Source organism: Pseudomonas sp. Y39-6, assembly GCF_023651955.1.
Taxonomy (GTDB): Bacteria; Pseudomonadota; Gammaproteobacteria; order Pseudomonadales; family Pseudomonadaceae; genus Aquipseudomonas; species Aquipseudomonas veronii.
Genome location: NZ_CP069594.1, coordinates 5,600,500 through 5,621,332, shown reverse-complemented (window position 1 = coordinate 5,621,332; position 20,833 = coordinate 5,600,500). Strand labels below are relative to the sequence as shown.

23 protein-coding genes are annotated in these 20,833 nt (G+C 62.2%); 9 read left to right on the top strand and 14 right to left on the bottom strand.

All coding sequences use genetic code 11. From position 1 onward, the window contains the following. Nucleotides 1-270 precede the first annotated feature (270 nt). Nucleotides 271-1,698: an arginine-ornithine antiporter gene (gene arcD, locus JN756_RS25565; RefSeq protein ID WP_046382266.1), complete on the top strand. Its 1,428-nt coding sequence runs from the start codon at nucleotides 271-273 to the stop codon at nucleotides 1,696-1,698. Nucleotides 1,699-1,757: 59 nt separating this feature from the next. Here the strand turns inward: arcD and JN756_RS25560 are convergent, their stop codons facing one another. From JN756_RS25560 to JN756_RS25530, 7 genes are all read right to left on the bottom strand, one after another. Next, nucleotides 1,758-3,107 carry a CoA transferase gene (locus JN756_RS25560; protein ID WP_201021472.1) on the bottom strand — a complete coding sequence of 450 codons (1,350 nt, stop codon included), beginning with the start codon at nucleotides 3,105-3,107 and terminating at the stop codon, nucleotides 1,758-1,760. 40 nt (nucleotides 3,108-3,147) lie between these two features. Beyond that, complete coding sequence (locus tag JN756_RS25555; RefSeq protein ID WP_201021471.1) at nucleotides 3,148-4,491, bottom strand: sensor histidine kinase; 1,344 nt, start codon at nucleotides 4,489-4,491, stop codon at nucleotides 3,148-3,150. Nucleotides 4,492-4,558: 67 nt separating this feature from the next. Further along, a complete protein-coding gene (locus tag JN756_RS25550; protein WP_046382269.1) occupies nucleotides 4,559-5,026 on the bottom strand; it encodes an LTXXQ domain protein in 468 nt (155 codons plus the stop codon). A gap of 169 nt (nucleotides 5,027-5,195) precedes the next feature. Then, nucleotides 5,196-5,873 carry a response regulator transcription factor gene (locus JN756_RS25545; protein WP_046382270.1) on the bottom strand — a complete coding sequence of 226 codons (678 nt, stop codon included), beginning with the start codon at nucleotides 5,871-5,873 and terminating at the stop codon, nucleotides 5,196-5,198. Nucleotides 5,874-5,880: 7 nt separating this feature from the next. Beyond that, on the bottom strand, nucleotides 5,881-6,288 hold the full coding sequence (locus JN756_RS25540; RefSeq protein ID WP_046382271.1) for an SH3 domain-containing protein: 408 nt from the start codon (nucleotides 6,286-6,288) through the stop codon (nucleotides 5,881-5,883). A gap of 106 nt (nucleotides 6,289-6,394) precedes the next feature. Continuing rightward, nucleotides 6,395-6,694: a YciI family protein gene (locus tag JN756_RS25535; protein ID WP_046382272.1), complete on the bottom strand. Its 300-nt coding sequence runs from the start codon at nucleotides 6,692-6,694 to the stop codon at nucleotides 6,395-6,397. Between the two features lies 1 nt (nucleotide 6,695). Beyond that, a complete protein-coding gene (locus JN756_RS25530; RefSeq protein WP_108524477.1) occupies nucleotides 6,696-7,292 on the bottom strand; it encodes a septation protein A in 597 nt (198 codons plus the stop codon). 87 nt (nucleotides 7,293-7,379) lie between these two features. Between JN756_RS25530 and JN756_RS25525 the strand changes: the two genes are divergently transcribed. The 5 genes from JN756_RS25525 (at nucleotide 7,380) to rluB (ending at nucleotide 12,179) form a co-directional block, all read left to right on the top strand. Continuing rightward, nucleotides 7,380-8,243 carry a PHP domain-containing protein gene (locus tag JN756_RS25525; protein WP_046382274.1) on the top strand — a complete coding sequence of 288 codons (864 nt, stop codon included), beginning with the start codon at nucleotides 7,380-7,382 and terminating at the stop codon, nucleotides 8,241-8,243. Between the two features lie 13 nt (nucleotides 8,244-8,256). After that, nucleotides 8,257-8,886 (top strand): L-threonylcarbamoyladenylate synthase, encoded by a 630-nt coding sequence (locus tag JN756_RS25520; protein ID WP_017847159.1) that lies wholly within the window; start codon nucleotides 8,257-8,259, stop codon nucleotides 8,884-8,886. After that, nucleotides 8,887-9,705 carry a segregation and condensation protein A gene (locus JN756_RS25515; protein WP_017847160.1) on the top strand — a complete coding sequence of 273 codons (819 nt, stop codon included), beginning with the start codon at nucleotides 8,887-8,889 and terminating at the stop codon, nucleotides 9,703-9,705. It begins immediately after the preceding gene. 12 nt (nucleotides 9,706-9,717) lie between these two features. Then, on the top strand, nucleotides 9,718-10,644 hold the full coding sequence (gene scpB, locus JN756_RS25510) for an SMC-Scp complex subunit ScpB (protein ID WP_046382275.1): 927 nt from the start codon (nucleotides 9,718-9,720) through the stop codon (nucleotides 10,642-10,644). Between the two features lie 290 nt (nucleotides 10,645-10,934). Then, entirely contained in the window at nucleotides 10,935-12,179 is a 1,245-nt protein-coding gene (rluB, locus tag JN756_RS25505) for a 23S rRNA pseudouridine(2605) synthase RluB (RefSeq protein ID WP_057004519.1), read from the top strand. A gap of 111 nt (nucleotides 12,180-12,290) precedes the next feature. Here rluB and JN756_RS25500 read toward each other — a convergent pair whose 3' ends face one another. Next, the gene (locus JN756_RS25500; protein WP_017847163.1) at nucleotides 12,291-13,250 is read right to left on the bottom strand and encodes a CgnE/CgnB domain-containing protein; all 960 of its coding nucleotides are present in this window, start codon (nucleotides 13,248-13,250) and stop codon (nucleotides 12,291-12,293) included. Between the two features lie 73 nt (nucleotides 13,251-13,323). Then, entirely contained in the window at nucleotides 13,324-13,461 is a 138-nt protein-coding gene (locus tag JN756_RS25495; protein WP_003175756.1) for a hypothetical protein, read from the bottom strand. A 648-nt stretch (nucleotides 13,462-14,109) separates the two neighbouring features. Here JN756_RS25495 and JN756_RS25490 point away from each other — a divergent pair. Beyond that, the gene (locus JN756_RS25490; protein WP_126588749.1) at nucleotides 14,110-15,525 is read left to right on the top strand and encodes an amino acid permease; all 1,416 of its coding nucleotides are present in this window, start codon (nucleotides 14,110-14,112) and stop codon (nucleotides 15,523-15,525) included. 110 nt (nucleotides 15,526-15,635) lie between these two features. Next, nucleotides 15,636-16,049: an alternative ribosome rescue aminoacyl-tRNA hydrolase ArfB gene (gene arfB / locus JN756_RS25485; protein ID WP_017847165.1), complete on the top strand. Its 414-nt coding sequence runs from the start codon at nucleotides 15,636-15,638 to the stop codon at nucleotides 16,047-16,049. On the opposite strand, the gene JN756_RS25480 is transcribed toward arfB, so the two are convergent. The 4 genes from JN756_RS25480 to JN756_RS25470 all read right to left on the bottom strand — a co-directional run bounded on the left by JN756_RS25480 (nucleotide 16,046) and on the right by JN756_RS25470 (nucleotide 18,203). Continuing rightward, nucleotides 16,046-17,242: an MFS transporter gene (locus JN756_RS25480; protein WP_108524474.1), complete on the bottom strand. Its 1,197-nt coding sequence runs from the start codon at nucleotides 17,240-17,242 to the stop codon at nucleotides 16,046-16,048. The two genes, arfB and JN756_RS25480, sit on opposite strands and share 4 nt — an antisense overlap. A 103-nt stretch (nucleotides 17,243-17,345) precedes the next feature. Continuing rightward, nucleotides 17,346-17,528 carry a hypothetical protein gene (locus JN756_RS25475; protein WP_046382277.1) on the bottom strand — a complete coding sequence of 61 codons (183 nt, stop codon included), beginning with the start codon at nucleotides 17,526-17,528 and terminating at the stop codon, nucleotides 17,346-17,348. 74 nt (nucleotides 17,529-17,602) lie between these two features. Then, on the bottom strand, nucleotides 17,603-17,731 hold the full coding sequence (locus JN756_RS32145) for a hypothetical protein (RefSeq protein WP_017847168.1): 129 nt from the start codon (nucleotides 17,729-17,731) through the stop codon (nucleotides 17,603-17,605). Between the two features lie 160 nt (nucleotides 17,732-17,891). Continuing rightward, nucleotides 17,892-18,203 carry an Mpo1-like protein gene (locus tag JN756_RS25470; protein ID WP_017847169.1) on the bottom strand — a complete coding sequence of 104 codons (312 nt, stop codon included), beginning with the start codon at nucleotides 18,201-18,203 and terminating at the stop codon, nucleotides 17,892-17,894. Nucleotides 18,204-18,363: 160 nt separating this feature from the next. Here JN756_RS25470 and JN756_RS25465 point away from each other — a divergent pair, with 160 nt between their 5' ends. Next, on the top strand, nucleotides 18,364-19,422 hold the full coding sequence (locus JN756_RS25465) for an AraC family transcriptional regulator (RefSeq protein ID WP_046382278.1): 1,059 nt from the start codon (nucleotides 18,364-18,366) through the stop codon (nucleotides 19,420-19,422). On the opposite strand, the gene JN756_RS25460 is transcribed toward JN756_RS25465, so the two are convergent. Then, nucleotides 19,379-20,833, bottom strand: coding sequence for a TrkH family potassium uptake protein (locus tag JN756_RS25460; RefSeq protein ID WP_057004517.1), 1,455 nt, complete (start codon nucleotides 20,831-20,833; stop codon nucleotides 19,379-19,381). The genes JN756_RS25465 and JN756_RS25460 overlap by 44 nt on opposite strands.

Here is a 20,833-nt window from a genome sequence, read left to right as displayed (position 1 = left end):
GCTTTTTTATTGTTAAGGTTTCCTGATTGCCGGGACGTTTCAAGCTAGTCCCTTTTGGTGAATGTGCAAACTTTTTCCGGGCCGGCTTGGCAAGACGCTCAAAACCTTAAAGTTCAATACTTATTTAATTTATAAATTTGACTAAACTCTATTTTTTGACATGCCTTTGGGTTATTAGAGCCTGCGTTTTATTCGCGATATCTGATAAACGCTAACGCGCCTGCGTAAATTAGTTGAGTACACGGTGGTTCTTTTAATTCTGGAGAATTCATGTCGCAATCGTCTGAAAAGCTTCGACTCAGCGCCTTGATCGCCCTGGTGGTGGGCTCCATGATCGGCGGCGGGATTTTTTCCCTGCCACAAAACATGGCCGCGCGCGCGGAAGTCGGCGCGGTATTGATCGGCTGGGCGATCACCGCCGTGGGCATGCTGACCCTGGCATTTGTGTTCCAGACCCTGGCTAACCGCAAACCCGAGCTGGATTCCGGGGTGTATGCCTACGCCAAGGCCGGCTTTGGCGACTACATGGGCTTCTCGTCCGCCTGGGGTTACTGGATCAGTGCGTGGATGGGCAACGTCGGCTACTTCGTGTTGCTGTTCAGCACCCTTGGCTATTTTTTTCCGGTATTCGGTGAGGGCAATACGCCAGTGGCCATCGGCTGCGCCTCGGTGTTGCTGTGGGCCGTGCATTTTCTGGTGATGCGCGGGATCAAGGAGGCGGCGTTCATCAACCAGATCACCACCGTGGCCAAGCTCGTGCCGCTGCTGATGTTCGTGGTCATCGCCGGCGTGGCGTTCAAGGCCGATGTCTTCACCGCCGACATCTGGGGCCTGGGCAAGCCGCATTTCGGCAGTGTGATGAATCAGGTGCGCAACATGATGCTGGTCACGGTGTTCGTGTTCATCGGCATTGAGGGCGCCAGCGTGTACTCGGCGCGGGCGCAGAAACGCTCGGACGTGGGCCGGGCCACGGTGATCGGGTTTCTCGGTGTGCTGGCGTTGCTGGTGCTGGTGAATCTGCTGTCCCTGGGGATCATGAGCCAGGCGGAACTGGCGCAATTGCAGAACCCGTCCCTGGCCGGCGTGCTGGAGCACATCGTCGGTCCCTGGGGCGCGCTGCTGATCAGCATCGGTTTGGCGGTATCGCTGCTGGGCGCGTTGTTGTCATGGGCGCTGCTCTGCGCGGAAATCCTCTACGCCACGGCCCATGACAAGACCATGCCGGCCTTCCTGAAAAAGGAAAACGCCAATCAGGTGCCGGTCAATGCGCTGTGGCTGACCAATGTGATGATCCAGATATTCCTGGTGATCACGCTGTTTTCCGAAAGCACCTACACCACCCTGATTTACCTGGCTTCATCCATGATCCTGGTGCCTTACCTGTGGTCGGCGGCCTACGCGGTGTTGTTGAGCGGGCGCGGGGAAACCTACGAAGGCGCCCAGCGCCAGCGTCTGAAAGATCTGCTGGTGGGCCTGATTGCATTGGGCTACGCGGTGTGGCTGCTGTACGCCGGGGGCCTGAAGTACTTGCTGCTGTCGGCGTTGCTGTATGCGCCGGGCGTGGTGCTGTTTGCCCTGGCCAAGCGCGAGCAGGGCCTGCCGTTGTTTACCCATGTGGAAAAAGGCATTTTCGCCTGTGTGATTGCGGGCGCGGGGTTGGCGGCGTATGGGCTGTATAGCGGGGTGTTGTCGTTATGAGCTGGGTGGCTTGATCGTGTGGGCCTCATCGCGGGCACGCCCGCGATGGCGGTCTCAGGTCACCAGCGAGGCCGGTGCGACCCCAATTCCCCTGCCGGCAAATCCCACTGCAACGGTGTGCCGCTGATGGTCAGCGGCGCGAGCAATCGGTGCGCCGGTCCCCAGGCGGTTTGCTCCACCACCAGCCCCTGGTCTTCGAGGGCTTCGGCCCGCAATGGCGGTTGCTCCAGAACCGGCCCGGCTTCCATCAAGCATTTTGCCGTGCGCGCCAACGATAATTGCGCCGAGCCGCCACGGCCGGACGCCAAGCGCTCGCGCAGGGCCTGGATCGCGCTGGCCGCCATCAAGTAGCCGGTGGCGTGATCCAGCGCCTGCAACGGCAGCGGCACAGGTTCATCCGTGTGTTTCCAGACCATGCCCGCGTCGGCGATGCCGCAGCTCATCTGCACCAGGCTGTCGAAGCCCCGGCGATTGCGCCACGGGCCGCTCCAGCCATAGGCGTTGAGGCTCACGTCGATCAGGCCGGGGGCGAGCTGTTGCAATGCGTGGGCGGTGTAGCCCAATTGCTCGAGGGCATCGGCGCGGTAACCGTGGAACAGGATGTCGGTGTCTTTGAGCAACCCTTCGAAAACCTGGCGGTCTGCGGCGGTTTTCAGGTCCAGGCGCGCACAGCGTTTGCCCAGGGTCATTTCCGGCACTACGCCCGGCTCGTTCCAGGTCGGCGAGTCGATGCGCAGCACGTCCGCGCCCAGCCCGGCGAGAAAACGACTGGCCACGGGGCCGGCCAGCACGCGGGTCAGGTCCAGCACTTTGAGGCCGGCCAGCGGGCGGGCCGCCAAGCCGCGCCAGGGCCTGTTGGCGGCGGGTTCAAAAGTTTGGCGCTGAACCAGGTGCTCGGCATTCACCGCCAAGCCTTGGGGATGTTGCTGCCAGGCCTGCCACGACCGCATCTGCGCGGCACAACCGCCGGCATCGACAATCGCCTGCTCCAGCTCGGCAGCGTTCCACGCGGCGACCTTGCTCGCCATCTCGGCACGGTCAGCGACGTGGCCCAGCACCCGCTCGGCAGCCGCACGGTGATGCGGCGCGTTGGTGTGCAAGCGAATCCAGCCGTCGGCGCTGGCATAGTCACCGGCCACCGGGTCCCACAGTGGCGGTACTTGCCAGCCTGTGGGGCGGATCGAAGAAGAGAACCAGAAAGACGCGAGGCGTCGGTCCACGCTCACGCTGGGCAAGCGCCCGGTCTGTTGCAGGATGAGTTGGGCAACCGCCTGGCCGGCGGCGCCGATGCTGGCGCAGGCCAGGTCGCTGACGGCGAAGATCGACGGCAGGGCGCCGGCCCCGGTCGAGGTCAGCGGGGTGCGCGGTAGATCGAGTGCGGCTTGGATGGGAGTCAGCAGGTCAGTCATCGAAGGCCCTCCATAAGAGAAGGGCCACTATAGAAGATCATCACACCGGTGTGACAACCCCCGGCGTCAATGGCAGGTCGATGCTGGCGCTGAAACCGCCGTCGGGATGATTGACCAGGATCAGGTTGCCGCCATGCCGTTCCGCTGCGCGCCGTGCAATCGCCAGGCCCAGGCCGTGGCCCTGCGCCGTTTGGCCGGGGGCGCGGTAGAACGGCTCGCCCAGTTGGCTCAGGTGCTCGGCTTCGACGCCGGGGCCGTGGTCGCGCACGCTGATCAGAATGCGTTCGCCCAGGCGGCGCGCCTGCAACTCGATCGGTTGGCCGGGCGGGTTGAAGCGCTGGGCATTGCGCAACAGGTTATCCACGGCGCGTTCGATCATGGTCGGCCAGCCTTTGAGGCGCAGGTCGGGATCGGCGCTCAGTTGCACCACTTGGTCCGGCGCGCTGAGTTGGGCGTCCTTTTGCAGGGTCTTGAGCAGCGGGATGAGGTCGACGTCTTCGGCACTGGCGTTGTCGGCATCGACCCGGGCCAGCACCAGGATTTCGCTGATCAGCGCTTCCAGGCGGTCGCACTCGCGGGTCAGGCGCGGCCAGAGTCTTTCCCGTTCCTCGGGGCCGGCCCGCTCGGCCAGGGCCAGGGCGATACGCAGGCGGGCCAGGGGCGAGCGCAGTTCGTGGGACACGTCTCGCAGCAGCTGGCGCTGGCTGCCGATCAGGCTCTGCAAGCGTGCGCCCATGCGGTTGAAGTCGGTGGCGAGTACGCCGAACTCATCGCGGCGGTTGGCCAGTTGCGCCAGGCTGTTCTGCTGGTAGGTGGCCTGGCCGAGGTCGTGTACCGCGCCACGCAGGCGGCTTAAGGGGCGGGTGATGGACAGCGTCACCAGCAGGCTGAACAGGGTCAGCACCACCAGGGCAATCGCCAATGCGCTCAACGGCCACATCAGGCTGCTGCGGTGCCAGGCGTCCAGCTCCGGGTGGGGGATGCGATAGATCAGCAGGTAGGTGTCGCCGGTCTTTTCGCTGGTGTACTCGGCGGTCAGGCGCCGCCAGGGCAGGTGGCCGTCCTTGCTGTCGTTCTGCCGGGCTTCGAAGGCGGCGGCGCGGCGCGGAAAGGTGCCGCGGACCACGGGCTCGCCGCTTTCGTTGAGTACTTGCACGTCAATGTGATACTGACGCTTGCGCTGTTGCAGCAAGTCTTGGGCGGCGTCCTCGCCCTGGGCTTCGTAGAGTTGGGTCCACTCTTCGGCCAGGTTATTGAGGCCGGGGTGGCGGCTGAGAATCCAGGCGTCCTGGTTGAGCATATGCCCAAGCAGGATCGACAGCCCGGCAACCAAGGCGATAGCCAGCCAGAAACTGGCCAGGATGCGCCAGAACAATGAACGCACAGGAAACCCTCAAACAGGAAAAGCCCAGCGGCGCGAACCGCTGGGCTGGGGCAGTGAAGCTAACGCATTATTGCGCTTTTTGCGGCTGCTGCGCTTTCCAGGCCTGGAATTCCTTCCATTCGGCGCGGCGTTGTTCCTGTTTCTTGACGATCTCGTCGAATTTCTTCTGCTGGTCAGGCTTGAGTACGGCACGGATATCGGCCTGGGTTTTCTGCTTGCCGGCGGCGATTTCATCTTGCATGGCTTTCTGCTCAGCAGCCGGGAGTTTGTCCAGGTACTTTTTGACCAGGTCTTTGCGAGCCTGCCATTGGTCACCCATCAGCTTGCCAATTTGCTCGCGCTGTTCCTTGCTCAAGTCCAGCTGGCTGAGCGGGCCACCTTTGCCACGCGGACCGTGTTCACCGCCGTGGCCTGGGCCACCCATCATCATGTGGCCTTCTGGGCCGCCCATCGGGCCTGGGCCTTCGGGCATTGCCGCCATGGCAACGGTGGGCAGGGCAGCGGCGAACATCAGAGCGATTAGGGTCTTGCGCATGGTGATTCTCCTGTCTCTATTCCGGTGAGTCCGGATGTGAGTAGATTACGGAGATCAAGGTCAGCGGCGGTCAGGTGTGGGTAAAGCTTGGGTAAAGAGGGTTTTGGCGGCGCCTGACAAAACCCTTGGGAACGAGCAGATCAACGGTGGGATCAGTGTGGCGCGGGGTTCAGAGGCTGTAGTAGTAGCCGCGGCTGCGCAGCGCCACGATCCGTGGCCGGCCATCCGGGTGCGGGCCGATCTTCTTGCGCAGATTGCTGACGTGCATGTCGAGGCTGCGATCGTAGAGGGTCAGCTTGCGGCCGAGGGCGATCTGCGCCAGTTCCTGTTTATCCAGCGGTTCGCCGGGCTGGCGCAGCAAGGCTTCGAGCAGGCGGCTTTCGGAGACGGTGAGGGTGAATTCCTGATTGTCGATGCTGACCACGCCGCGCACCGGGCTGAAGCACAGGTCGCCCAGTTCCAGCTGGGTCGACACGGCAGCCGGGTGGCTGCGGCGCAGCACCGCGCGCAGGCGGGCAGTCAGTTCCCGCGGGTCGCAGGGCTTGGCCAGGTAATCGTCGGCGCCCAGTTCCAGGCCGAGGATGCGGTCCAGCGGCTCGCCCCGGGCCGACAGCATCAGCACCGGCAACTCCGGATGGTCGTTGCGCAATTGCTTGAGCAACTCCAGGCCGCTGCCGTCGGGCAACATCACGTCGAGCACCACGGCCGCCGGGGCGCTGTCGGCCAAGGCTTTGCGGGCGCTCAAGCCGTCGTGGCAGGCGCGCACCTGGAAGCCTTCCTGGCCCAACCAACTGGTCAGCAGCTCACAGAGCTCCTGGTCATCATCTATCAGTAACAGCTCGCTCATGACTCACTCAATTTAGCCATTGTCGACGGCGACGGTGCCCACCGCTGGCGAAGATCCCGCACAGCAAGGCGATCAGCGCGACGGCCGCGCCGGTGACAAACCACTGCTGCTGTTCGGTCAGCCATCGGGTCAAGCCGCCGCCCTGTGCCTCTTTGAGTTGCTGGGCCAGGCGTTGGTTCTCTTGGCGCAAGCGACTCAATTGGGCACTTTCACGCGCAGCATCCGTGGTTTGCAGTTGCTTGCTCAGTTCTTCACGCAGCCGTTCGCTTTCTTTCAAGCGTTGCTGCAATTCGGTGATCTGGCTGCCGGCGCTCAAGGACAGGGGCGTAGAACTGCCGGTGCTTGAGGTTTCTTCAGCGTGGGCCGTAGCCCCGATCATTAACACTGCCAACAGACACAACTGACGTAAGCGCATCGGAACTCCTGATTCCACACGAATATTCAGAACGTTGTCGGCAGGTTACCCAGAATAATGAGCAATTAGGAGTGCGCCGAACCGAATTGGTTCGGCGCGACCGAGGTCAAGGCAGGACTTGCTTGAACGGTTTGATCACCACGTCCGCGTAGACGCCGGCCGCTACATACGGATCGGCCTTGGCCCAGGCCTGGGCATCGGCCAGGGACGCGAACTCGGCAACGATCAGGCTACCGGTGAAACCGGCGTCGCCCGGGTCGTTGCTGTCGATCGCCGGGAGCGGGCCGGCCAACACGATGCGGCCTTCGGCCTGCAGTACTTTCAGGCGCTCGACGTGGGCCGGGCGCGCGGAGAGGCGTTTTTCCAGCGAGTTGGCAACGTCGGTGGCAATGATGGCGTAGAGCATGTCAGTCCTCGGTTTTCGGCGAAGTGGGGTCGGTGTCATGCAGGTGGCGCGACAGGTAGATGCCTTGGCCGACCAGGAACAATACGGTCATGCCCAGGCTTCCGAACACCTTGAAGTCGACCCAGTAGTCCTGGAAGGTGAAGGCCACGAACAGGTTGGCGGCGCCGCAGAACAGGAAAAATACGATCCAGGCCATGTTCAGGCGCGTCCATACCGGCTCCGGCAGGGTCAGGGCGTGGCCCATGATCCGCTTGATCAACAGGCGGTCGCCAACGAAGTGGCTGCCGATAAACGCCAGGGCGAACAGCCAGTTCACCACCGGGGCTTTCCATTTAAGGAAGGTTTCGCTATGGAAGGCCAGGGTCAGGCTGCCGAAGACCAGGCAGGCGACGAGGGTCAGCCATTGGCTTTTTTCGAGTTTGCGCTGGGAGATGAAGATGGCGCCGTAGACCACGATGGAGCTGATGATCAGCACGGCGGTGGCGCTGTAGATGCCTCCGAAGGTCAGTTCATGGCCGGCGAGATCGATGACCTTGGGGTCGAGTTTGTAAACGATGAAAAACAGCAACAGCGGGATGAAGTCGATGAATTGTTTCACAGTAAGAGCCAGAAGCTGGATGTGGCGGCATAATAACAAACATCCTTGGTAGCGAAAGCGCCACCTGACTTGAGGTTACACACTTCCGTGAATGTTGATTTGCACTGCCACAGCACGGCCTCCGATGGCGCCCTGGCGCCCGCGGTGCTGGTTGCGCGTGCGTTTGAAAAAGGCGTGCGAGTCCTGTCGTTGACCGACCACGATACCCTCGAAGGCCTCGACGAAGCCCGCGAAGCCGCCCAGGCCCTGGGTATGCAACTGGTCAACGGCGTGGAATTGTCCTGCACCTGGGGTGGCGCCACCATTCATGTGCTTGGCTACGGTTTCGACCAGAAAGCCCCGCCGCTGGTGGAGGCCATCGCCCAATTGCGCGATGGCCGCTGGCTGCGCTCCGAAGAAATAAGCCGCAAGCTCGGCCTCAAAGGCATGTCCAACGCCCTCGACGGCGCCCGGGCCATCCAGCAGGAACTGGGTGACAGCGGCAACGCACCGGCCCGGCCGCATTTCGCCGATTGGATGGTGCGCGAAGGGTTTGTCAGGGACCGCGCCGAAGCCTTTCGCAAATGGCTGGGCGCCGGCAAGCTGGGCGACGTCAAGCAGCACTGGCCGACCTTGGACGACACCGTCGAGACCCTGCGGGCCTCCGGGGCCTGGGTCAGCCTGGCACATCCCTGGCATTACGATTTCACCCGCAGCAAGCGTCGCAAGCTGATTGGCGACTATATTGGTGCGGGCGGCCACGCAATTGAAGTGGTCAACGGGCATCAACCCGCCGAACAGGTTGGCAGCCTGGCGATTCTTGCCCGCGAATTTGGTCTGCTGGTCAGCGCCGGCAGTGACTTTCATGGCCCAGGCGGCTGGTCCGAGATCGGCGAATATCGCCCGGTCCCGGAAGACTTGCCGCTCTTGTGGGGGCGATTCAAGCATGACCCCATTATTGCCACCGTCTGAACAGGTAGAGCACGTGAGTCAATTCTTCCAGATTCATCCGGAAAACCCTCAGCCACGCCTGATCAAGCAGGCTGTGGAGATCATTCGCGCCGGTGGCGTGGTGATCTATCCAACGGATTCGTCCTACGCCATCGGTTGTCAGATCGGCGACAAAAACGCGGTCGAGCGTGTCAGACGCCTGCGTCAGTTGGACGACAAGCACAACTTCGCGCTGATCTGCAGCGACCTGTCCCAACTGGGCCTGTTCGCCAAGGTCGACACCGGCACCTTCCGCCTGCTCAAGGCCCACACGCCGGGGCCGTACACCTTTATTCTCAACGCCACCCGCGAAGTGCCGCGCCTGCTGCTGCATCCGAAGAAGCGCACCATCGGCCTGCGCGTGCCGGAACACCCGATCGCCCTGGCGCTGCTGGCCGAGTTGGGCGAGCCGCTGATGAGCGTGTCGCTGATCATGCCCGGCGCCACCGAACCGCTGGAAGACCCCTACGAAATGCGCCAACTGCTGGAAAAACACGTCGACCTGATCATCGACGGTGGTTTCGGCGGTGGCAAGGCATCCACCGTGATCAACCTGGCCGACGGCGACCCCGAAGTGATCCGCGTCGGCTGCGGCGACCCCGCGCCGTTTATGGCCGAGGCCTGAATGTCGGCCGTGGAAACCGTCGACAGCCAGGCCGGCGCCCAGCAGGAACTGCCGTTTGCCATGGTGTATGGCCAGGCGGTCATGGAAATGCCGCTGGACCTGTACATCCCGCCGGATGCCCTGGAAGTGTTCCTCGAGGCCTTCGAAGGCCCGCTGGACTTGCTGCTGTACCTGATTCGCAAGCAGAACATCAACATCCTCGACATCCCGGTGGCGGAAATCACCCGCCAGTACATGGGCTATGTCGAGCTGATGCAGTCGGTGCGCCTGGAACTGGCCGCCGAGTACCTGGTGATGGCCGCGATGCTCGCCGAGATCAAGTCGCGCATGCTGTTGCCGCGCTCGGAGACGATCGAGGCCGAAGAGGACGACCCGCGCGCCGAACTGATCCGACGCCTGCAGGAGTACGAACGCTTCAAGGCCGCCGCCGAAGGCATCGACGGCCTCAGCCGCGTGGGCCGCGATGTGGTGGTGCCCAAGCTCGATGCGCCGGAAGCCCGGGCGCGCAAGCTGTTGCCGGACGTGAGCCTGGAAGAGTTGCTGATGTCGATGGCCGAGGTACTGCGCCGTGGCGACATGTTTGAACACCACCAGGTCAGCCGCGAGGCATTGTCGACCCGCGAGCGCATGAGCGATGTGCTCGAACGCCTCAAGGGCGGCGGTTTTGTGCCGTTTGTCGAGCTGTTCACCGCCGAAGAGGGGCGCCTGGGGGTGGTGGTGACCTTTATGGCGATCCTTGAGCTGGTCAAGGAATCCTTGGTCGAGCTGGTCCAGAATGAGCCTTTTGCGGCTATCCACGTGCGGGCGCGAGCCGAATAACGAGCTGAATCGATGAATCTGACTGAACCCCGCGAACTGGCCCCGCTGCTGGAGGCCTTTCTTCTGGCCTCGGGTAAGCCGCAATCCCTGGAGCGCCTGTTCGAACTCTTTGAAGAGGCCGAACGTCCTGAACCGCCGGTCTTCAAGAAAGCCCTGGAGATCCTGCGCAAGTCCTGCGACGGCCGCGCCTTTGAACTGCGCGAAGTGGCGTCGGGTTATCGCCTGCAGATACGTGAGAAGTTTTCCCCATGGGTCGGCCGCTTGTGGGAAGAACGCCCGCAACGTTATTCCCGGGCGATGCTGGAAACCATGGCGCTGATCGCCTATCGCCAGCCGATCACTCGCGGTGAAATCGAGGACGTGCGCGGCGTGGCGGTCAACAGCCATATCGTCAAGACGTTGCTGGAGCGCGAGTGGATTCGCATCGTCGGTTACCGCGACGTGCCCGGCAAACCGGCGATGTTCGCCACCACCAAGGTGTTCCTCGACCACTTCAACCTGAAAAACCTCGACGACCTGCCGCCCTTGGCCGAATTGCGCGAGATGGAAACCGAGCCGGAACTCGACTTCGACGACGCCCCGGTCCCGGCGAGCCTGCAGGAACTGGCCGATGCCACGGCCGAGCCGGAAGAACCGAAGGACGAAACCAGTTTCCATACCTTGTTGCTGGAACTGGACGACATGGAGCAGGGGATCAAGACCGACTTCGATGACTTGCTGCGTGATGGCGCGGCCGAGCCCGAAAGCCAGGTGAATGTTGAAGTCGAGCCAGAGCCCGAAGCGGAACCTGAGGAAGACATTCTCGGCGTCGCCCAAGCCCGCGAAAAACTTCTGGCCGCCGTCGCCGCCCTCGAACAGCCGCCGCTGAGCGACGAAGAGGACGAAGCCCGTGCCCTGGCCGAAGCGATCGAGGCCGAGCGCCGCCAGCTCGACGACTGACGCCCACCTTGTAGGAGCGAGCTTGCTCGCGAAAAACCCAAGAACACCGCAGACAACCAGATTCCCCGCGTTATCGTTGACGATTTTCGCGAGCAAGCTCGCTCCTACAGCCGGTGGGCACCACCGGTCGGCGGAAAAACCACCGACTCGGCACTTATCGACTAGCCTCTGATGCGCAACGCGCGCCATGCGCGTATGATTCGCGACCCTTTGCCGATGTATTCGGCCAAAGCCCCGCTTTCAACACTCTTCAGGCCACGCCTGAATCGACCCACCGGGAGGTGCTTAAGATGAACGATAAAGACCAGAACGACAGCCAGGAAATCGGCCCAGCAGGCGAAAAACTGCAAAAGGTGCTGGCGCGTATCGGCGTGGGCTCGCGCCGCGACGTCGAAGCCTGGATCACCCAGAAGCGCATCAAGGTCAACGGCGTCGAGGCCACCCTTGGCCAGCGCGTCGACCTGCACGATGCAATCACCATTGATGGCAAGGTCATCAAGCGTGAAGAGGCCGCCGAATCGGTGCGCCGCGTGATCATGTACAACAAGCCCGATGGCGAGATCTGCACCCGTGACGACCCGGAAGGCCGTCCGACCGTGTTCGACAAGATGCCAAAGCCCAAAGAAGGCCGTTGGATCAACATCGGCCGTCTCGACATCAACACCACCGGCTTGCTGATGTTCACCACCGACGGTGAGCTGGCCAACCGCTTGATGCACCCGTCCTACGAGATGGACCGCGAATACGCCGTGCGTGTGCGTGGTGAAGTCGATGACGAGATGATCGAACGCTTGAAAGCGGGCGTCGTCCTCGAAGACGGCCCGGCCAAGTTCACCGACATCAAGCAAGCACCCGGCGGCGAAGGTTTCAACCACTGGTACCACTGCGTGGTGATGGAAGGTCGCAACCGTGAAGTGCGTCGCCTGTGGGAATCCCAGGGCCTGGTGGTCAGCCGCCTGAAGCGCGTGCGCTTCGGTCCGGTGTTTCTCAACTCCGACCTGCCGATGGGCCGCTGGCGCGAAATGAGCCAGTACGAAGTCGACATCCTCAGCGCCGAAGTCGGCCTGACGCCGGTCGCGATGCCGCAGATGAACGCCAAGAGCAAAGACAAGCTCGAACGCATGCAGCGTAAATCGTCGCGCCCGGTGGCTCGCACCGAACGCGTTGCCCGCACCCTGCGCCCGGCGCTGGATGCACCGGCTACCGGCGGGCGGATTTCCCGTGAGCCGCACATTGAAGGCGAGCGTCGTCCAACCGCGCCATCGCGTCAGGAAGGCGAACGTGCGCCACGCACGCCGCGTCCTGCCGGCCGTGGCGAAGCGCCAAGCGGTGGTCGCGGTAATCGCGGTGAAGCCGGTCGCGGTGCGCCCGCAGGTCGCCCGGCCGACAACGCCAGCACCAAGCGCCCAGCCAAGCCCGCGCCGAACAAGCGCCCAAGCCTGAAACTGGTGGCGGACGAGCCGTCGGGCAAGCGCCGTGGCGCGCCGGCCGGTTCCGGTCAGCGCCCGGGTTTTGGTCGCAAGAAACCGCAGTGATGTAAGCGCTGCATAAAAACGCCAACCCTCGGGTTGGCGTTTTTTTTGGATCTGCATTTGCAATGCCATCAACTGTGGGAGGGAGCAAGCCCCTCCCACAGTTGGATCTGATCAGAACGCAAAGGTGCCATCGAACACCGGCTTGTCATCCAGCGCCAACACCCCGCTGGCGAAGATCAAATCCAGGTGATGACTGCCTTTCTGCCCGCCACCCAACCCAAGGTGCAGGCCGCAGTGACGCTCTTCGAACCCGGCGTTGCGCGCATACAGATCCTTGACCCCTTCATTGGTACCGATCCCCAGTTCCTCCACGCGGCGGTTCGATGGGTTGGCGTTCAGGTACTTGTTGAAATCGTCCGCCAGCCCCGGGACGTCGCTGGCCACACTGCAGATGGTCGAGTTTTCGATCCACAGCTCCAGCGGTGATTGCAGCACGCCATATTTGCGTGCGAAGGGGATGGTGCTGAGGAAGGTGCCGACAAACCGCACCTGGCCGTTGATGGCTTCGCTGTGGGTGGCGATCTCGCCGGGGGCCAGGTCGTGGTTGCCGATGCCGTTGATATTGGTCCACTTTTTGATGCTGCTCAGCGGTGCTCGCAGGCGTGAGCCGTGTCGATCGCTGAAGCTCAGCACCGAGGCCTGGGACATGCGCCGGATCAGCGTGGCGTTGAGGTCGGCGATGCGTTGCGGCTCGACGCTGAAGGTGTCGTAGAAGTAGTCGCCGTAGTCCTTGAACAGCAGGGATTTTTTCCAGTGCTCGGCCATTACGCCATGCAACGCGCGGATAAAGTCCGGGCCTTCGGCGCGGGGGTTGGGCAGGGTCGAGGCGTCGTAGAAAAACAGGTACAGGTCGCAGGTTTCGATGGCTTCGGCCAGGGTGTCGCTGGCGGCCAGGTCCAGGCGCTGCACCTGGAAGTTGAAGCGGGCGGCGCTGCCGAGGCTGATCGCCTGGGCAATCGCCTCGTAGCGTTCGGTATGGCCCAGCAGCACAGTCGGCCGGCTCAAGCCGCTGAGGGCCGGATGGTGGGCCAGGTAGTAGAGAAAGTGTTCGACGGCGCGGGCCTTGTCCATGACGGGTGTCCTTGTGTGCCTTGGGTAAGGGGGCAGGCGCAGCGCACTGCGCCTGCCGGATGCCTGCCGGGGGTTAGAACGGCCACATCGCGGTGCCAAAAGGCACCACGGCATCGGCTTGCATCATTTCAACGGCGGCCTCATGGGTCGGCGCTTCAAACCAATCGTCGAGTTGCAGTTCGGTTTCCAGGTCGTTTTCCAGTGCTTGCATGGTGTATCTCCTAGAGGACGTTGTTTGAGAACGGCTTACCCGCGGGCTTCGCAGGGCAAGTGAAAGAACCTAGGTGAGAGTGTTTCGGAATGCAAAAATTTTATTGACACGGTCTCATTTGGATTTTTTGTTCTGTTTTTGGCGCGCCATTTTTTCCCCATGCAAAACAGCGCACTGGGGCAGGCGAGTGTTCGGATATGTCCTACCGCCAATTTTTTGTGAACTGACAGATACTGGCTGGGTGTAACGCCGATTTTCCGCGTTGTAACGATTGATTTACGCAAAAGGCCTGCGGTACCGGGCCGGCACCGCGCTGTAAGGAATACCTGACAGATTGTCGCGGATGCTCGCCAGGGCCGTCCGCAAGCGGTCGAGCGGTGTACAATGCGCCGCGTTTTACTGTGACCCCCTTGCGTAACCGCGCAAAAGGCCAAGACCTCAGGGTTAATCCACCCTGATCACTCCGCCTGGCCACGAGCCAGACGGGTTCGATTTCGTCACAGATAAAAACAAACAGGTGACGCATGACCGATAGAACGACGCTGTATTCCTGGTGCCTGCGCTGGGGTTTGAGCGGCGCTGCTTGAGTCGCACATCAAGGCAGCAACCTGCATTCAACATCATCAAACCTTGCGTGAGAGCCTTTTCATGAGTGGACCCGATTCCTCTTCAGGCGAACTGAAACGTGGCCTGAAAAACCGTCATATCCAGTTGATCGCCCTCGGTGGCGCCATCGGCACCGGCCTGTTCCTGGGCTCGGCCGGGGTGCTCAAATCCGCCGGCCCGTCGATGATCCTGGGCTATGCCATCTGCGGCTTCATTGCCTTCATGATCATGCGCCAACTCGGCGAAATGATCGTCGAAGAGCCGGTAGCCGGTTCTTTCAGCCACTTTGCCCACAAATACTGGGGCGGTTTCGCCGGCTTCCTGTCGGGCTGGAACTGCTGGATTCTGTACATCTTGGTGGGCATGTCGGAGCTGACGGCTGTCGGCAAATACGTGCATTACTGGTGGCCGGAGATTCCGACCTGGGTGTCGGCGGCGGCGTTTTTCGTGTTGATCAACCTGATCAACCTGGCCAACGTCAAAGTCTTCGGCGAGGCCGAGTTCTGGTTCGCCATCATCAAGGTGGTGGCCATCGTCGGCATGATCGCCCTGGGCAGCTACCTGCTGGTCAGCGGCAGCGGCGGCCCGCAAGCCTCGGTGAGTAACCTGTGGGAACACGGCGGCTTCTTCCCCCACGGTGTCGGTGGGTTGGTGATGGCCATGGCGCTCATCATGTTCTCCTTCGGTGGCCTGGAAATGCTCGGCTTTACCGCGGCCGAAGCCGACCAGCCACGCACTGTGATTCCCAAGGCGATCAATCAGGTGATCTACCGCATCCTGATCTTCTACATCGGCGCCCTGGTGGTGCTGTTGTCGCTGACGCCGTGGGACAGCCTGCTGGCGACCCTCAATGCGTCCGGCGATGCTTATAGCGGCAGCCCGTTCGTGCAGGTGTTCTCGATGCTCGGCAGCAACACTGCCGCGCATATCCTCAACTTTGTGGTGCTGACCGCCGCGCTGTCGGTGTACAACAGCGGCACCTACTGCAACAGCCGCATGCTGCTGGGCATGGCCGAGCAGGGCGACGCGCCGCGGGTGTTGGCGAAGATCGACAAGCGCGGCGTGCCGGTGCGCTCGATCCTCGCCTCGGCGGCGATCACCCTGGTGGCGGTGCTGATGAATTACCTGGTCCCGCAACACGCGCTGGAACTGCTGATGTCGCTGGTGGTGGCCACGCTGGTGATCAACTGGGCGATGATCAGCTTCTCCCACTTCAAGTTCCGCCAGTACATGAACCGCACCGGCCAGGTGCCGTTGTTCAAGGCGCTGTGGTATCCGTATGGCAATTACCTGTGCCTGGCGTTCGTGGTGTTTATCCTGGTGATCATGTTGATGAGTCCGGGGATTCAGGTCTCGGTGTATGCGATCCCGGTGTGGGTGGCGTTCATGGGGCTGTGTTACTGGATCAAGAACAAGCGCCGCGCGGATCAGCGTCTGGCGACGGCCGCGCTGGAGTAACCCTTCGATGCTGTTGAGCAAACCCGGCCGCGTGCCGGGTTTGTCGTTTGAAGGGATGGGCGGGGCGCATTCGCGTATCCTTGGGCTCCCCTTAGAGGAACCCGTTGCTCATGCTGGTGATTTCCAACAACGTCCACTTGCCCGACGCCGAGATCGAGCTGACCGCCATTCGCGCCCAGGGCGCCGGCGGGCAGAACGTCAACAAGGTGTCGAGCGCGGTGCATCTGCGCTTTGATATTCCGGCCTCGTCGTTGCCGGAATTCTATAAGGAGCGCTTGCTGGCACTGCGCGACAGTCGGATTACCAGCGACGGCGTGCTGGTGCTCAAGGCCCAGCAATACCGCACCCAGGAACAGAACCGCGCCGATGCGCTGGAGCGCCTGGTGGAGTTGATCCTCAGCGCCACCAAGGTGGAGAAGAAACGCCGCCCGACCAAACCGACCCTGGGCTCGAAGAAACGCCGCCTCGAATCCAAGACCAAGCGCGGCAGCATCAAGGCCGGGCGCGGCAAGGTCGACTTCTAGGCGTCGCGCGCCTCGCGGGCCTTGGGTGCTTGCCGGTACAGGTAGACACTCAGCAGCAACCCGACCAGGGCGGCGAGGGCGGCGAACAGGAAGATCGACGCAAAGCCAAAGCCGGCCGCCACGGCCCCGGCCAGCGGGCCGGTGATCCCCAGCGACAGGTCGATGAACAGCGAGTACGCGCCCACCGCCGAACCCCGGCTGGACGCAGGCACCAGATTGACCGCCTCCACTCCCAGCGCCGGAAACACCAAAGAAAAACCGAAGCCGCTCAACGCCGCGCCCGCCAGTGCCCACGGCGCATCCGGCGCCAGCCACAGCAGCAGCAAGCCCAGCACCTCCACCGACAGGCAGGCGATCGCCACGCGAAAGCCGCCGATGCGGTTGATCAAATTGCCGAACAACAGGCGCGCGCCGATAAAACTGGCGCCGAACAGGCTCAGTGCCCACACCGCGTTATCCCAATGCTGGGTGGTGTAATACAAGGTGATGAAGGTGGCGATGGTGCCAAAGCCGATGGAGCCCAGCGCCAGTGCGCAACCGTGAGGCAATACCCGGCCCAGCACATTCATGAAAGGCAGGCGCACCCCGGCGACAATCGGTGCCGGCTCTTTGCGCCACGCCAGCAGCAGACCCAGCGCCGCCAGCAGCAGGATACTCACGCCCATGCTCCACAAGCCGAGGTGACGCACCAGCAGCACCCCCAACGGCGCGCCGACCGCCAGGGCGCCATAGCTGGCGATGCCGTTCCACGAGATGACCTTCGCCGTGTTCGCCGCCCCCACCCGGCCAATGCCCCAGCCGATGGCGCCCGAACCTACCAGGCTTTCGGCACTGCCCAGCACCAGGCGGCCGATGAGCAGGCTGCCCAGGCTCAGCGCCGGCAGGCTGGAAAACCACGCCGCGAGCAACATGAACACGCCGCTCAGGCCGCAGCCCGCCAGGCCGATCAGCACGGCGCGCTTGCTGCCCAGGTTATCGATGATGCGCCCGGCATACGGCCGGCTCAGCAGGGTGGCGAGGTATTGCACACTGATCACCAGCCCGGCGATCACCGCGCCAAAGCCCAGCTCACTGTGGACATAGCCCGGCAACACGGCCAGGGGAATGCCGATATTCAGGTAGCCGATAAAGGTGAACAACACGATGGAAACAACTTGCAGCGTGACCGCCATGGGGCGCTGGGTATCTGGCATGGGAAGGGTCCACTGTCGCAGCAGGTAAAGATAGGCTGCTAATGATACCGATGCTTTGGCCCGCGCAGGGCAGTAAAAAGCCAATACGTCGGTCTAAACCGTGTCAGGACCGGGCAGGAGCGAGCAATTGCGTGGTGACCAGGGCGGCCAAGGCGTTTTCCTGGGTGCCGAAGCGCTTGAGCAGCAGGGCCTGTTTGTCCGCGTTGAGGCGGTTCCATACGTCGACCATCTGCAGGGCAGTGTCGAGTATGGCGGCGTTGGGGCTATCGGAGTGGTTGTCGGTCATGGCGGGTATCTCGGGAATTTCAGGCAGTGTGGAAAGCGCTCAAAGGTGCGCTTTCCACACGGTCTGGTACGGCGTCAGTCCTGGCTTTCGCGGTCGACTGGTTTTGCTTCTTTGGCCTCAGGCTGCTTGTCGCCGGCCTGCTGCGGTGTTGGCTGCTCTGTTGGGTGCAGGCTTGGGAAGGGGAGATTAGGTATCTCGTGCATCGTCGTCGCTCCTCGCAAAGTCTGTTTTTTCAATCGCAGGTGATTCCGCGCTCTCAAAAAGCCTTGGCAGGATACAGCACTGTAAATGACAAAAAGACTTTTATATCGACGGATGGACAAAGCGTCATCGTTAAAGCACAAGTGACCAGACGTCGCACCACTAGAACGGCACTTTGCCCAGGATCATGTCGCGGTACATCACGAAATCCCCGAGCAGGCTGTAGAACGGATGCTGGAAGGTCGCCGGGCGGTTCTTTTCGAAGAAGAAGTGGCCCACCCAGGCGAAGCCGTAGCCGGCGATGGGCACCGCAATCAGCAGGCCGAGGGCGCCTTTGCCCAGCACATACGCCAGAAGCCCAATCACCAGCGTGGTGCCGATAAAGTGCAGGCGCCGGCAGGTGCTGTTGCCGTGTTCTTTCAGGTAATACGGGTAAAACTCGGCGAAGCTATTGAATTGCTTGGTATTTCCCACGGTGGTCGGCCCTCTGATTGTTATGCCGTCGAACAGTTGTTCGGCGGGGAGCTTATTTGAGTCTAGAGTGATCAGTGGTAACAGCCAGTGACATTAGATGCCACTTTAGTATCCTTGCCTTCCTGGCTGCGGTTTCAGCCTGCTTTATTAAGAAGACGCCATGAGCGAACGAACAACTTCTGCAAGCTGGGCGATGGGGATAGTCAAGGCACTGGAAATGGACGGCCTGGATTGCCAGGTGTTGTTCAAACAATTGGGCCTGGACTATGCCGCCCTCAACGACCCCGATGCGCGCTTTCCGCAAGACTCCATGACGCGGCTGTGGCAGCGTGCCGTGGAATTGTCGGGCAACCCCGCGATTGGCCTGAACATGGGCAAAGTGGTGCGCCCGGCGTCGTTTCACGTGACCGGTTACGCGCTGATGTCCAGCAACACATTGGCGGAAGGCTTTATGCGCCTGGTGCGCTACCAGCGGATCATCGCCGAAAGCGCTGACCTGAGTTTCCGATTATTACCCGAAGGCTATGCGCTGATTCTGACAGTACATGGCGATCACCTGCCGCCCACCCGGCAAAGCGCCGAAGCCTCGCTGGCCTGTGCGCTGGCGCTGTGCGGTTGGTTGACCGGGCGTACCCTGCAACCGCGCAAGGTGCTGCTGCAAGGTGAACAACCCGCCGACCTCGCGCCCTACAAACAGGCGTTCCATGCGCCCCTGGAATTCAACGCAGCCTATGACGCGCTGATTTTCGAGCGCGCCGACATGGAAGCGCCGCTGCCCACCGCCAATGAGGCAATGGCGCTGCTGCACGACCGGTTTGCCGGTGAATACCTGGCGCGCTTCTCCGAAAGCCGTGTGACCCACAAGGCGCGGCAGGTGCTGTGCCGCCTGTTGCCCCAGGGCGAACCCAAGCGCGAAGTGGTGGCCCAGACCCTGCACCTGTCCCAACGCACGTTGCAGCGACGTCTGCAGGAAGAGGGCACCAGTTTCCAGACCCTGCTGGACGACACCCGCCGCGAACTCGCCGAGCAATACCTGGCGCAGCCGAGCATGACCCTGCTGGAGATCGCCTATCTGCTGGGCTTTGCCGACCCGAGCAACTTCTTCCGCGCCTTCCGCCGCTGGTTCGACGCCACGCCCGGCGAGTACCGCGCGCGCTTGCTGGATGCGTCGACGGTCAGTGACGCCAGAACGCCGGGATGCACAGAACAAAGACTGTAATGATTTCCAGCCGGCCGAGCAGCATGCCCAGCGCCAGGATCCACTTGGCCGCGTCCGGCAGGCTGGCGAAGTTGCCGGCCGGGCCGATGGTTTCGCCCAGGCCCGGGCCGACCCCGGATACCGTGCTGGCGGCGCCGGTCAGCGCGGTCATCCAGTCCAGGCCGAGCAGCGACAAGGCCAGGGCGATCATGCAAATGGTGATGGCGAAGAAAAACGAGAAGGTCAGGATCGAACGCACGATCTCTTCGTCGAGGCGGTGGCCGTTGTACTTCTGCTTGATCACCGCGCGCGGGTGAATCAACTGGTTCAAGTTGGCCTTGAGCAGGATATAGGCGACCTGGAAGCGGAAGATCTTGATCCCGCCCGCCGTTGACCCCGAGCAACCGCCGATAAAACCCAGGTAGAAAAACAGCATCAGTGAGAAATTGCCCCACAGGCTGTAGTCCCCCAGTGCAAAACCGGTCGTCGTCACCACCGACGTCACGTTCAGGGCCACATGGCGCAGCGCATCCAGCCAGTGCAGGTTGGTGGTCCACCAGTACCAGGTGCCGAGCACCAGCCAGGTCACCAACAGCAAGGCGAGCAAACCCTGCACCTGCTGATCCTTGATCAACGCCCGACGGTTGCCGCGCAACGTGGCGACGTACAGGGTGAACGGCAGGCTGCCGAGGATCATCACCACCACCGCCACCCAATGCACCGCCGGTTGTTTCCAGTGCGCCAGGGACTCATCGGAGGTGGAAAACCCGCCGGTGGAAATCGCCGACATCGCATGGTTGATCGCATCGAACAAGCCCATCCCGGCCCACCAGAACGCCAGGCTGCCGAGGATGGTGATGCCCACATACGCCGCCACGATCAGCCGCGCCACCATGTGCGAACGCGGCATGACCTTTTCCGAGCGGTCCGAGGACTCGGTCTGGAACAGGCGCATGCCACCAATGCGCAGCAGCGGCAGGATCGCCACCGCCATGCCGATAAAGCCGATCCCGCCGAGCCAGTGCAGCAGCGAACGCCACATCAAAATGCCGGGCGACATGGTGTCCAGCCCGCTCAACACCGTGGAACCGGTGGCGGTGATGCCGGACATGCTTTCAAAAAACGAGTCGGTGTAGCTGATGTTCTGCGTCAGGAAAAACGGCAGCGCGGCGAAGATGCACACCACCACCCAACTGCTCACCGTCAGCAGGTACATGTCCCGGGGACGCAGGTGGATATGTTCCGGGCGACCGGGAATCACCAGGGCCAGGCCGGCGATAAAGGTAATCAGGCTGGCCCACAGGAACGACGGCAGGTCGCTGGTGCGTTCGAAGATCACCAGGATGGCCATCGGAACGACCATGGCGATCGCGAGGGTGATCAGGAAGATGCCGATGATGAAGCCAATGATGCGAAGGGTCGGCAACGCCAT